The organism is Cupriavidus sp. GW821-FHT02F09 (genome assembly GCF_059421605.1).
In genome coordinates, this window is sequence record NZ_JBWKVH010000001.1 from 258,454 (window position 1) to 270,474 (window position 12,021).

Consider the following 12,021-nt stretch of genomic DNA (forward strand, 5'->3'; position numbering starts at 1 on the left):
AACGCCAGAGTTCCTCGTTCCATGATCCGCCCGGATCAATCGAGGCTCATCTATACAAGGAGTGCCATCCATGCCTGCTTCAACTTATCGTGTGCCGTCGTCCATGACGGCCATTGAGATCAAACAGCCCGGCGGTCCTGAGGTGCTGGTGCCGACTACGCGCGCGGTGCCGGTGCCGGCCACCGATCAGGTCCTGATCCGCATCCACGCGGCTGCCGTGAACGGTCCAGACGTTTTCCAGCGCAAAGGGCTCTATGATCCGCCCCCCGGCGCTTCGGACATTCCGGGGCTGGAAGTGGCAGGTCAAGTGGTTGCCGTTGGCGCCGACGTGTCCCAATTCCGGATCGGCGAACTGGTGTGTGCATTGATTCCTGGTGGTGGCTACGCAGAATATGCGGTCGCGCACGCCTGCAACACGATGCATATCCCCAAAGGCCTGACGTTGGTGGAGGCGGGGGCCATGCCCGAAACGTTGATGACGGTATGGCTGAACCTGTTCCAGCGCGGCAAGCTGGTTGCCGGCGAATCGGTGTTGATCCATGGCGGCGCGTCAGGTATCGGTACCACGGCGACCATGCTGGCGAAGGCATTCGGCGCTGCGAAAATCATCACGACGGTTGGCTCGCAGGCACATCGCGAGGCCAGCTTGGCGCTAGGCGCAGACCTCGCGATAGATTACCGCGAGGACGATTTCGTCGCCGAGGCGCAGCGGTTTACCGATGGAAGAGGTGTCGACGTGATCCTCGACATCATTGCCGGCGACTACGTGGCTAGAAACTATGACGCCGCAGCCATGGACGGACGGATCCTCCAGGTGGGCGTGATCAAGGGGCCGGCGAAGGATCTCAACGTCTTGCCGATGTTGACGAAACGTCTGACGCATATGGGTTCGACATTGCGATCGCGCACATCCGCGGACAAGGCGGCCATCATCGATGAACTCGAGCGGCAGGTCTGGCCGCACATCGAGAGCGGCAGGATCAAGCCGGTTGTCTACAAGACCTTTGCGCTTGTCGACGCTCGCGGCGCTCACGAGCTGATCGATTCCGGCACACACTTTGGAAAGATTGTCCTTACGACAGGTGCCGATCTCATTGGCTGAAGCCTGGCTTGCCGGTTTCGTGATCGACGTGAAGAAAAAGCAGCACTTCTAAAGGTCACGGACGTCTCACGATCTGCTCGGCGATCGGCCGGAGCCTGTTCGAGAACGCACGGAGGTGGGTCGCGCCACTTGCAAGCGCTAGCGCCTGTTCATCGCAAATCGTCGAAGTCTCCTGGCGCCAGCGTGAGGGCTGCTGCGCGCACGTTTTCCTCGAGGTGATCGATGGATCGAGTGCCGGGGATGGGCAGCATGACCGGCGATTTCGCGAGCAGCCATGCAATAGACAGGGCCGCATGCGTGAGGCCGTGACGCGTGGCGACCTGCTTCCCCTTGAGCGCCCGCAGGCCGCACCGACACGATGGGCGTGATGCTGCGTGCCAGATCGAGCTGCGCGACCGTCACGTTCGAGATGCCGATATGGCGGATCTTTCCTACGCGCTGCAAGTCAGCCAGGGCTCCGACCGACTCGGCAAATGGCACGTTCGGGTCAGGCGCATGGAGTTGATACAAATCGATGCGCTCCAGCCGCAAGCGCTGCAAACTGCCTTCGACCGCGGCCCGCAAATGGTCGGGGCGGCCATCCCGAACCCAGGAGCGGCGATCTGGCCGCACCAAGCCGCCTTTCGTGGCAATGACCAGGTCCGAAGGATAGGGATACAACGCCTGCGAGATCAAAGATCAAACTGCCGGCAGCCACCCCGAGGCGGGATGCCAGGCACCGAAGTCCGGTGATGTTCGACATCACGCCAGGCGGCTGGCCTCGATGCGCGGGAACACCCGCGCCAGCGTGACGCCACGCGCGGCCATGAACAGCAGCAGCGCCGCCCATAAGCCATCGTTGCCGAACGGGCCGGCCAGCGCAAGCGCCGCCACCATGAACGCCGCGAACGACAAGGCCATCGAGTGCATCAGGTCGCGCGTGCTGGTGGCGCCGATAAACACGCCATCAAGCAAGAAGCCCCACACGGAAACCAGCGGCAGGGCAACCGCCCACGGCAGGTAGCGCACCGCCGCGTCGTGGACTGTCCGCTGGTCGGTCAGGCGGGCGATGATCCATTCTCCGGCGCTGGCATACACCAGGGAGAAGCACAGCGCCCCCACCGCGCCCCAGATCATCGTGACCCGGACCGCGCGGCGCAAGGCGTGCCGGTCCCGGGTGCCGATGGCGGCGCCCACCAGTGCCTCGGCCGCATGCGCGAAGCCATCGAGCGCGTACGCCATGAAGGTCTGGAAGTTGAGCAGCAGGGCGTTGGCCGCCAGGATCACGTCGCCTTGCCGGGCGCCCGCATGGGCGAACCAGCCGAAGCTGGCCACCAGGCAGAGCGTGCGGATGAAGATGTCGCGGTTGAGGGCGACCAGCCGCTTCAGTTCGTGCGCGTCGGCGACCACCGCCCAGCGCAGGGGCGGCAAGCCGTGCGGGCGCAGCCGCCAGAGCAGCGCGGCGCCCAGCACGAAGCCGCACGCATCGGCGGTGGCGGTGGCGGCGCCGATCCCCGCGATGCCCCAGTCGAACACATAAACGTAGAGCAGCACCGAGGCAATGTTCACCGCATTGATGAAGAGCTGGATGAGCAGGCCCAGGCGCACGCGCTGGCAGCCCAGCAGGTAGCCGAGCACCACGTAATTGCACAAGGCAAAAGGCGCCGCCCAGATCCGCGCATGGCTGTAGACCCGCGCGTGATGCTGGAGTGTGTCGCTGCCGCCGATCAGGCCCAGCGCGCCGTGGATCAAGGGCATCTGCACGGCCAGCACGCCGAGCCCGATGACGGTGGCCAGCATCAGGGCGCGTGCCAGGGTGGCGCGCAGCGCCGCGCCGTCCTGGGCGCCGTACGCTTGCGCGACGAGCCCGGTGGTACCCATGCGCAGGAAGCCGAAGCCCCAGAACACAAAGCTGAAGAACAGGCCCCCGGCGGCTACGCCGCCCAGGTAGGCCGGGTCCGGCAGGTGGCCGGCAACGGCGGTATCGACCGCACCCAGGATCGGCTGGGTCAGGTTGGCCAGGATGATCGGGAACGCCAGCGCCAGCACGCGGCGGTGCCAGTGCGACGCGGGGAGGGCCGGCGGTGCGCTGGAAGCGCTGCCGCTGGCGGGTGACGCGGATGAAGCGGATGAAGCGGCTGAGAGGGGACTATCGGCGTCTGGCACGTTGTGCAGCAAGGGCTGGGTGTTTGGGGTCGACCGTCATTATGGTCGATCCACTGCCTTGCTGCCTCGCCGGTGAACAGGAACGATGCCGCTCACCCACGCCGTACGTGCCGGGGATCAGGCGTTCACGGTGCTTCCACGGCCGAAGCCTTATTGCTGGTTGGGTGCAACAATGCCGTAGCGCTCCATTTGACGATAGACCGTGGCGCGCGCGATACCCAGGTCAACGGCAACCTGCGTAATACGCCACTTGTTACGCCGCAGGGCAGCCAGCAAGGCCTCGCGTTCGTTGCCGGGCGGCGGCGCCGCCTCCGGGCGCGCATCCGGCCGGTTTTCCTGCGTGCTATCGAGGATCTCCGGCGGCAGCGCCTCAGTGTCGATCAATCCGTGGTCGCTCATGGCCAGCGCAAAGCGCAGCACATTGCGCAGTTGCCGCACATTGCCCTGCCAGGAATAGGCCCGCAGCAGGGCCAGCGCGGCGGGCGCCAGCACGGCCCGCATATCCAGCTGCCGGCCTTCCTCTTCGGCGATGCGCGCGATCAGGTAATCCTTGTCGCGCCGCTCGCGTAGCGCCGGCAGGTGCAAGGTGGCTCCACACAGGCGGTAGTAGAGGTCTTCGCGGAAGCACTGCTCGGCGATCAACTGGCGCAGGTCGCGGTGCGAGGCGGCGACTACGCGCAGGTCCACCGGGACGGGTTTCTCCGCGCCCAGCGGCATCACCTCGCGCTCGGACAGCACGCGCAGCAGCCGGCTCTGCAGGTGCAGCGGCATGTCGCCGATCTCGTCGAGGAAGAGGGTGCCGCCGTCCGATTGCGCGATCAGGCCACGCATGCCTTTGCTGCGCGCACCGGTGAAGGTGCCCGGCGAGTAGCCGAACAGTTCGCTCTCGATCAGCGATTCGGGAATGGCGGCGCAGTTGACCGCGACGAAGGCTTTGCCGCGGCGCTCGCTGGCGGCGTGCAGCGCCTTGGCCAGGACTTCCTTGCCGGTGCCGGTCTCGCCGTGCACCAGGATATTGAGCGGCTTGTTGGCAAGGCGCTTGGCCTGCAGGATCAGGCGCTGCATCTGCGGGTCGCCCGCGCCGAGCGCGTCCAGCGCGGCGCTGGCTTGCGCGCTCGGCAGCGCGGGCTGGGCGCCGGGAGAGCAGGGCCGGCCCGGTGCCCCGCGCGGGGCGATCGCGGTGGCGTAGTACAGGCCGTGGTCATGGGTGCGCACGGCGGTGCGCTCGGACGACATGCCGGCGCGCGCGATGCGCCAGAGCTCGCTCATGTCCTCGCGCAAGACTTCGGTCAGCAGGTGGCCGCGCACATCCTGGGGCTTGCCGCCGCAGTGCCCTTCGGCGGCACCGGCCAGCCGCAGCCTGCGCCGGCCGCCGCTGTTGATGCCCCGGATGACGCCGTCGGCGTCGAAGGCGACCATGATCTCGCTGTCCACGTCCACCAGCGACCAGGTCGAGCCCAGCCGCAGGATCCATTGGTCGCGGAAGTAGCGCAGGAAATTGGCATCCTCGATCATCTGCGCGTACATGGTGGTCATCTGCAGCGCCAGGTGCTGTCCCTCGCGCGGTGCCGGGGCGCTTAGCGCGGAGACGTCGAGCACGCCCAGGAAGCCGCCGGTGGGATCGAACAGCGGTGCGCTGTTGCACGTGAGCGAGATGTGGGACACGTCGAAGTGGTCGGTCTGGTGGCAGGTCACTGGCGCCTGCTCGACGATGCAGGTGCCGACCGCGCAGGTGCCGGCGCGCGGCTCGCTCCAGTCCGCGCCGAGGTAGAGCCCGGCGTGCTTGAGCTCCTGCTCCCAGTGGTCGTTGCCGATGAAGTCCACGGTCACGCCATGGGCGTCGGTGAGCAGCAGCACGCAGTCCAGGGCGGACACACGCTTGTAGAGCTGCTCCATGCCGGTACGCGCCACGCCGAGAAAGTCCTCGATCTGGTCCTTGTGTTCGCGCAGGCGCTGCGCTTCCACGATATAGGCGGGCACCGGCCGGCTCGGGTCGAGGCCATAGTCATTGAAGCAGCGCAGCCAGGAGCGCTCGATGGTGCCGTCGGCCGCGCCGGGCTGCCGCGAAAAGGCAAGCAGGCGCTCGATATGTGCCCGGTGTGCTTGTTGCAGCACGGTTGTCTCCTTGGCCGGTTCATGTGGTGGGCTGGCCGGGGCAATCGGATGCCCGGCGCAGCGCTGGCTCTACGCTAATCGATTTGGCCGCCCCCCGCAATGCGGCGGGCGGCCATCCGGCCGGCTCAGAGTTCGCGCCGTTGCAGCGCGCCGGCAATGTACCCGGCCTGGCGGATCGCCAGCGCCACGATGGTCAGGGTGGGGTTGGACGCCGAGCTGGAGGCGAACTGGCTGCCGTCGGAGACGAACAGGTTGGGGATATCGTGGCTCTGGCCCCAGCGGTTGACCACGCCGTCGCTGGCCTTGGCGCTCATGCGGTTGGTGCCCATGTTGTGGCTGGCGGGATAGGGCGGCATGTCGATCACGCGCGTGGCGCCGACCGCTTCCGACATCTTGCGGAACTGGGCTAGCCCGTGGGCGCGGATGGCGGCGTCGTTGGCGTGGTCGGTCTTGCTCACGATCGGCACCGGCAGGCCGTACTGGTCCTTCTGCGTGGCATGCAGGGTAATGCTGTTGCGTTCCTGCGCCAGATCTTCGCCGCAGACCCAGACGCAGCTCATGTGGTCGTACATTTCCAGCGCCGAGGCGACGTTGCGGCCCCAGCCGCCCGGCTTCATGAACGCGGCGGTGAAGGGCAGGCCAAGCGCCAGCCCTTCCAGGTGATAGCCGCCGAAGAAGCCGCGTTGGGTGTTGAGCCGGGCTTCGTCCGAGACCACCGCCGCCAGCGCGGTGCCGCGGTACATATAGACCGGCTTGCGGTGGATCGCCACGGCCGCCGCGGTGGTGTGGTTGAGGTAGTTGCGGCCAACCTGGCCGGAGGAATTGGCGAGACCCTGCGGGAACTTGCTGCTGGCCGAATTCAGCAGCAGGCGCGGCGACTCGATCGAGTTGCCGGCCACGCAGACGATGCGCGCGCGCTGGAACTGGCGCCGGCCGCGCTCGTCCACGTAGAGCACGCCGGTGACCTTGCCGGCGGCGTCGTGCTCGATCTGCAGCACCATGGATTGCGGCCGCAATTCTGCTTTGCCGGTGGCCACGGCGCGCGGCACCTCGGTGTAGAGCGTGGACCATTTGGCGCCGATCTTGCATCCCTGCATGCAGAAGCCGATCTGCATGCAACCCGGGCGCCCATCGTAGGGCTGCGAGTTGACCGCCATGGGCCGCACGATTTCCTTGTAGCCGATCTTGCGCGCGCCCGCCGCCAGCACCTTGTAGTGGTTGTTCTCGGGCAGGGCCGGCAGGCCGGAGGCGGCGGTGGTGGTCACGCCCATCTTCTTTTCGGCGAGGTCATAGAACGGCGCGAGCTCGTCGTAGGTGATGGGCCAGTCGATCAGGTTGGCATCCTTCACGGCGCCATAGGTGCTGCGGTTGTGGAAGTCGTGCGGCATGAAGCGCAGCGCCACCCCGGACCAGTGCACCGTGGAGCCGCCCACACCCTTGACGATCCAGGCCGGCAGGTTGGGGTAGGTCTTGGTGTGATGCCAGCCGCCGGCCGAGATGCGCTTGTCCAGCCACGAGATCTTGTTGAACATTTCCCACTCGTCATTCTCGAAATCGGCTTGCGTAAAGTGCTTGCCGGCTTCGAGGATCACGCTGCGTACGCCGCGCTGGGCCAGTTCGTTGGCGAGCGTGCCGCCGCCCGCGCCGGAACCGATGATGACGACCACGCTGTCGTCTTTGAGGTCGAACTTCGTTGCCATGCTTGTCTCCATGCGCCGCTCCGGGGGGATTGCCGTAGCCCGGGCGGCCTCTTGTCGGGGGAATGCCGGTGCCGGCGGCTCAGAGCCAGTCGATATCGTCGAAGCCGCGGTGCAGGTAGCCGCCTTTCTCCCAGGACGAACCCTCGTAGCCCAGCAGGGGCCAGACCGCCTTGTTGTTGTAGAGGCCCGTGACCAGTTCGCCGCGCACTTTCTCGAAGAAGGGCGTGGCCTCGATGGCCTGCAGCAGTGCCACGCGATCGGTCTCCTTGGCGACTTCGCCATAAGGGCGGCCGAAGCGCTCGCGCGCCGAGGCATCCAGCGCGGCAACGCCCTGCTGCAGCAGAGTGCGCGTTGCCTTGTTGCCGGCGGCGGACTTCTCCAGCGGGACGATGGCGTCGACGTAGTAGCGGTCGGACAGTTTGTCGTGGGGAAAGATATCGCGTGACATGGCCACCAGCGTGCGCGCGGTGGCCGGGCCGAGCGCGCGCAAGGAGGCCGTCATGGCTTCGCGCGGCGGCTGGGCCAGCGCCGCCGGTACCACCGCCACGCCGATGGCGGCAAGGCCGCCGCCGCGCAGGAAGCCCCGGCGTGAAACGGTGGGCTGCTTGGGCAGGGTACGCATGGTGGTGCCGGCGCCAGGGCCGGCAGGCTGTGGGGATTTCATTGGTTTTGTCTCCAGTTTTTTGTGGGAGCGCGGTGCGGGCGTTGTCCGCCCCCCGGCTCGGTGCATGGCATTGCTTGTCGCCGGTCGCCGCCGCCTCCCGCTGCTTTGTCGCGGCTTGTCGGGGCGGCGCCGCTCAGCACGGGCTGGGCACGGCGCGCAGCGCGCCGCAGGCCGGTGCCGGGCGCGCCCTGGGGCGGGGTTGGCCGGGTTCGGCGCGCTCGCCAAGCACGTCGATCAGCATGTGGTGCAGCCGTTCGGCCAGCACCGTGGCCATGAGCGGCGCGCCCAGTTGCTCTGCACAGGACGTGGTGCAGGCGCGCAGGCGGTCGGCATCGACGGGATCGCCGCCGAGCGCGCCGCACAGCAGCGCCCATTCGGGCGGTGCGATCAGCGTGCCCGAGGTCAGCAGCACGCCGGTACGCCGTCGCACCTGTGCCAGGCCGACGATCTTGCGCTGGCCCACCACGACTTCCCAGGGCGAGAGTCCGCCGAAGCAGGCCCACTTCAGCGCATCCGCCGGCGGGGCCAGCCGCGCTTCCTCCGGCGGCACCGCATAGGCCGCGATGCCGAGGTCCCGCAGCAGCCCGGCGTGCAGCACGCCCAGCCAGCGGTAGCTCGACACCGTACCGGTGCCGACCAGGGCGTGGCCCGCCGGCAGCACGATCGAGGCTGACAGCATCCACGGGCCGGTCAGCACGGCGCCGCCGCCCGAATCCCGCTGCGCAAACGGGGTGGTGCAGCCTGCCAGGCGCTCGCGCAGGGACGCCTGCGCGCAGCCCAGCACGATGCCCGGCGCGGCGTAGGTCCACAGGCGCACGGCCGGGCGCAGCACCGGCTCCGCCAGGCGGGCCCGGTTCCAGGCTTGCTCTTCGGCGCAGCTCGCGCCGCTGGCGAGGAAGGCGGGGGCGAGCATCACAGGCCTTCCACGGTTTCCAGCCGCGTCTTGAGGTCGGTCAGGAAGCGCGCTGCCGGATAGCCGTCCACCGCGCGGTGGTCGAAGACCAGGTGCAGGCCCATCATTGGCGCCACCGCGATCCAGTCGTCCTTGACCACGGCCCGCTTGGCCACCCGCGTCACGCCGAGGATGGCGGCCTGCGGCACATTGAGGATGGGCGTGAAGCTGTCGATGCCGGTCGGGCCCAGGTTGGTCACGGTGAAGGTGCCGCGCTGGTAGGCGCCGGCCGGCAGCGTGCCGGCGCGCGCGCCGGCGGCCAGGGTGCGGCTCTCGGCAGCGATCTGCGCCACCGACCTGGTGTCCACGTCGCGCAGCACCGGCACCATCAGGCCTTCGTCAAGGCTGACCGCGAGGCCGAGGTTGATGTTTGGCATCAGCTCGATCTCCTTTTCCAGCACGCGCGCGTTCAGGCGCGGGTGCTGGCGCAGGGTCAGCGCCACGGCGCGCAGCACGAAGGCTGTGAGCGTGATCTTGCATTCGGGCCCCAGGTTCTGCTGCATGGTGTGGCGCGCAAGCTCCAGCAGGGTCACGTCCACCTCGACCGAGTGCGCCACGCGCGGCACGGCCCAGCCCGCGCTCATATTGCGCGCGATGGCGCCACGCATGCCCGTCAGCGGCACCGTGACGCGCTCGGCGGCGCTGGCCGCCGCCGTAGCCGGCGGGCCGCTCAGGATGCAAGCAAGGCTGTGACTCATGATCTCGGCTCCAGCCGGGCCAGCACGGCGCCGCGCTCGAAGGTGTCCTGCGCCGCCACTGCCAGTGCGGCGACGATGCCGTCGGCGGGCGCGACGATCTCATGCGTGGTCTTGACCAGCTCGGCCACGCCCAGCGGCTGGCCCGCGCTGACCGCGTCACCGGGCTTGACCAGCCACTCCTGCAACAGGGCTTCGGTGCCGTCTTCCACGTCCTGCCAGACGGTGTCGGCCATCGTTACGTCGGTCATGCTGCTTCTCGGTTCAATTGATAGGAAAGAGGACGGTCCTGCACCAGGGCGCGCACCTGCGCGGCAATGGTGTCGACCTGCGGAATCACGTATTGCTCGAGCGGGCGCGAGAAGGGGATGGGCACGTCCGGCACGGCCAGGCGCCGCACCGGCGCGCGCAGCGCCACGCTATCGAGGTTCTCCGCCACGATCGCGGCGATCTCGCCGGACAGGCCGAAGCTCAGGTAATCCTCGTCCGCCACCAGCAGGCGGCCGGTCTTGGCGACCGAGCGCAGTACCGTCTCGCGGTCGAGCGGGACGATGGTGCGCAGGTCGATCACTTCCACGTCGATGCCCTCGGCCGCCAGTTGCTCGGCGGCCAGCAGCGATTTCTGCACCATCTGCGAGAGCGTGACGATGGTCGCGTCGCGGCCGCTGCGCGCCACCCGCGCCTGGCCGAAGGGAATGGCGTAGGCCTCCTCGGGGACGGCGTTGGTGCTGCCCTCGAAGTAGGACATCCACGACAAGCCCATGATGCCCTTGTGGTAGCAGAACACCACCGGGTTGTCGTCGCGGATGGCCTGGATCATCAGGCCCTTGGCGTCGTAGGCGTTGGACGGCACCACCACCTTCATGCCCGGCATGTGGGCAAAGCTGGCGTACAGGCATTGCGAATGCTGGGCGGCATCGTTGTAGCCGCCGCCGATGCCGGTCATCACCACCGCCGGCAGGCCCACGCGCCCGCCGGACATATAGGTGTTCTTGGCGAGATGGTTGTAGATCTGGTCGAAGCACACCCCGAAGAAATCCACGAACATCAGTTCCGCGATCGGGCGCAGCCCTTGCGCGGCGGCGCCGATGGCCGCGCCCATGAAGGCGGTTTCCGAGATCGGCGTATCCATGATGCGATCGGGCCCGAAGCGGTCCAGCAAGCCGGTGGTGGCGCTGAAGATGCCGCCGTACTTGCCGATATCCTCGCCCATCACGAAGACGCGCGAGTCGCGCTCCATTTCCTGGCCGATGGCTTCGGCGATGGCCTGGGCCATGGTGAGCGTGCGCGTGCCCTGGGGCGCGCTTTGTGCGGTTTGCATGCGGGTCTCCTGTTTATGCTGGTGCGAGGTCTTGCTGGACGAAGACGTGTTGCAGCGCTTCTGCGGGCGCGGGGTAGGGGCTGTTGCGGCCAAATTCATAAGCGGCCTCGATGCGCGCCGAGATGGTCTGGCGCAAGGCGGCTTCGGCGGCGTCGTCGAGCAGGCCGCTGGCGCGCAGCGTGGCGCCCAGGGCGTGGATCGGATCGGCGCTGCGCAGGGTCTTGGCTTCGTCGCGCGGGCGGTAGGTTTCCGGGTCGCCCTGGAAGTGGCCGAGATAGCGGTCGGTCTTGACTTCGATCAGCGTGGGGCCTTCGCCGCGCCGCGCCCGCGCCACGGCCTCGCCGGCGGCGTGGTACACCGCGACGGCGTCGTTGTGATCCACCAGCACGCCCGGCATGCCATAGCCGGCGGCGCGCACGTCATTGGAAGGCACCGAGGTGGAGGCGGACTTCTCCACCGAGATGCCGTACTTGTTGTCCTCGCAGACGAACACCACCGGCAGCTTCCACAGCGCTGCCAGGTTGAGCGATTCATGGAACGAGCCCTGGTTGGCCGCGCCTTCGCCGAAGAAGGACACGGCTACCCAGTCCTTGCCCAGCTTGCGCGCCGCCAGCGCGGCGCCGCAGGCCTGCGGCGAACTCGCGCCGACGATGCCGCTGCAGGAGAACCTGGTTTCGGGATGGAACAGGTGCATATGGCCGCCCTTGCCGCGCCCGAGCCCGGTGGCCTTGCCGAACATCTCGGCGGTCATGGCATCGAGCGGCACGCCCTTGGCGATGGCGAAGTGGTGCGAGCGGTGCGCGCCGACCACGGTGTCCTCCGGCCGCAAGTGCGCGCATACGCCCACCGCCACCGGCTCCTGCCCGGCTGCGAGATGCATCTCGCCGGGCACGGGGCCGGCGCCGATGTCGAAGGCCAGGCCTTTCTGGATCTTCGGCGGCAGCTTGCCTTCGAGGTAGACCTTGGCCATGGTCTCTTCGTATTGCCGGATCTCGATCATCTTCTCGTACATCCACAGAAGATGGCTTGGGGTGGGTTCCATTCGGGGTCTCCTCTTGCTTTCGTTTCAGCGGCCGGCTGCGGTGCCGGACCAGCCTGAATTGCAAGAGTGGTGCCAGCGCGGGCGGGAAGCCCCGCGCCCGGCCCGCGGCTTCCCGCCAGGCCTTGCCGCAGGCCGGATACGCGTGGGGAGGGCCGGCCTGGCGCCAGGCCCGCGGCAGGCATCTGTCGCGCCTGGCGGCGAGACAGATGTCGCATCGGGCGGGACATCTGTCGCCGTCGGAGGCGGCTTTTCCGCAGGCAAGGCGCGCGAGGGGGACGGAGTGCC

Annotated in this window: 11 protein-coding genes; 1 reads left to right on the top strand and 10 read right to left on the bottom strand. The window is 68.0% G+C overall.

All coding sequences use genetic code 11. The features are described 5' to 3' along the window. The first annotated feature begins 70 nt into the window (after positions 1-70). Positions 71-1,102, top strand: a complete 1,032-nt coding sequence (locus tag AC07XB_RS01395; protein WP_492373730.1) for an NAD(P)H-quinone oxidoreductase — start codon at positions 71-73, stop codon at positions 1,100-1,102. A gap of 138 nt (positions 1,103-1,240) precedes the next feature. Here the strand turns inward: AC07XB_RS01395 and AC07XB_RS01400 are convergent, their stop codons facing one another. From AC07XB_RS01400 to AC07XB_RS01445, 10 genes are all read right to left on the bottom strand, one after another. Beyond that, positions 1,241-1,777 carry an aldo/keto reductase gene (locus AC07XB_RS01400; protein ID WP_493688018.1) on the bottom strand — a complete coding sequence of 179 codons (537 nt, stop codon included), beginning with the start codon at positions 1,775-1,777 and terminating at the stop codon, positions 1,241-1,243. Between the two features lie 66 nt (positions 1,778-1,843). Next, on the bottom strand, positions 1,844-3,247 hold the full coding sequence (locus tag AC07XB_RS01405) for an MATE family efflux transporter (RefSeq protein ID WP_492827324.1): 1,404 nt from the start codon (positions 3,245-3,247) through the stop codon (positions 1,844-1,846). Positions 3,248-3,397: 150 nt separating this feature from the next. Continuing rightward, entirely contained in the window at positions 3,398-5,362 is a 1,965-nt protein-coding gene (locus tag AC07XB_RS01410; RefSeq protein WP_492827322.1) for a sigma-54-dependent Fis family transcriptional regulator, read from the bottom strand. A gap of 125 nt (positions 5,363-5,487) precedes the next feature. After that, positions 5,488-7,062, bottom strand: a complete 1,575-nt coding sequence (locus AC07XB_RS01415) for a GMC family oxidoreductase (RefSeq protein WP_492827320.1) — start codon at positions 7,060-7,062, stop codon at positions 5,488-5,490. Between the two features lie 79 nt (positions 7,063-7,141). Continuing rightward, complete coding sequence (locus AC07XB_RS01420) at positions 7,142-7,726, bottom strand: gluconate 2-dehydrogenase subunit 3 family protein (protein WP_492827318.1); 585 nt, start codon at positions 7,724-7,726, stop codon at positions 7,142-7,144. Positions 7,727-7,859: 133 nt separating this feature from the next. Continuing rightward, entirely contained in the window at positions 7,860-8,639 is a 780-nt protein-coding gene (locus AC07XB_RS01425) for a lipoyl protein ligase domain-containing protein (RefSeq protein ID WP_492827365.1), read from the bottom strand. Then, positions 8,639-9,376 (bottom strand): dihydrolipoamide acetyltransferase family protein, encoded by a 738-nt coding sequence (locus AC07XB_RS01430; protein ID WP_492827316.1) that lies wholly within the window; start codon positions 9,374-9,376, stop codon positions 8,639-8,641. Before AC07XB_RS01430 ends, AC07XB_RS01425 begins: the two co-directional genes overlap by 1 nt. Then, entirely contained in the window at positions 9,373-9,624 is a 252-nt protein-coding gene (locus tag AC07XB_RS01435; protein ID WP_492827314.1) for a lipoyl domain-containing protein, read from the bottom strand. Before AC07XB_RS01435 ends, AC07XB_RS01430 begins: the two co-directional genes overlap by 4 nt. Next, complete coding sequence (locus AC07XB_RS01440) at positions 9,621-10,694, bottom strand: alpha-ketoacid dehydrogenase subunit beta (RefSeq protein ID WP_492827312.1); 1,074 nt, start codon at positions 10,692-10,694, stop codon at positions 9,621-9,623. Before AC07XB_RS01440 ends, AC07XB_RS01435 begins: the two co-directional genes overlap by 4 nt. Positions 10,695-10,707: 13 nt before the next feature. After that, positions 10,708-11,736, bottom strand: a complete 1,029-nt coding sequence (locus AC07XB_RS01445) for a thiamine pyrophosphate-dependent dehydrogenase E1 component subunit alpha (RefSeq protein WP_492827310.1) — start codon at positions 11,734-11,736, stop codon at positions 10,708-10,710. Positions 11,737-12,021 lie beyond the last annotated feature (285 nt).

Excerpts from the sequence above, each read along its gene's own strand:
- AC07XB_RS01395 (WP_492373730.1), top strand. The coding sequence starts at position 71 with ATGCCTGCTTCAACTTATCGTGTGCCGTCGTCCATGACGGCCATTGAG.
- AC07XB_RS01415 (WP_492827320.1), bottom strand. The coding sequence starts at position 7,062 with ATGGCAACGAAGTTCGACCTCAAAGACGACAGCGTGGTCGTCATCATC.
- AC07XB_RS01420 (WP_492827318.1), bottom strand. The coding sequence starts at position 7,726 with ATGAAATCCCCACAGCCTGCCGGCCCTGGCGCCGGCACCACCATGCGT.
- AC07XB_RS01425 (WP_492827365.1), bottom strand. The coding sequence starts at position 8,639 with ATGCTCGCCCCCGCCTTCCTCGCCAGCGGCGCGAGCTGCGCCGAAGAG.
- AC07XB_RS01430 (WP_492827316.1), bottom strand. The coding sequence starts at position 9,376 with ATGAGTCACAGCCTTGCTTGCATCCTGAGCGGCCCGCCGGCTACGGCG.
- AC07XB_RS01435 (WP_492827314.1), bottom strand. The coding sequence starts at position 9,624 with ATGACCGACGTAACGATGGCCGACACCGTCTGGCAGGACGTGGAAGAC.
- AC07XB_RS01440 (WP_492827312.1), bottom strand. The coding sequence starts at position 10,694 with ATGCAAACCGCACAAAGCGCGCCCCAGGGCACGCGCACGCTCACCATG.
- AC07XB_RS01445 (WP_492827310.1), bottom strand. The coding sequence starts at position 11,736 with ATGGAACCCACCCCAAGCCATCTTCTGTGGATGTACGAGAAGATGATC.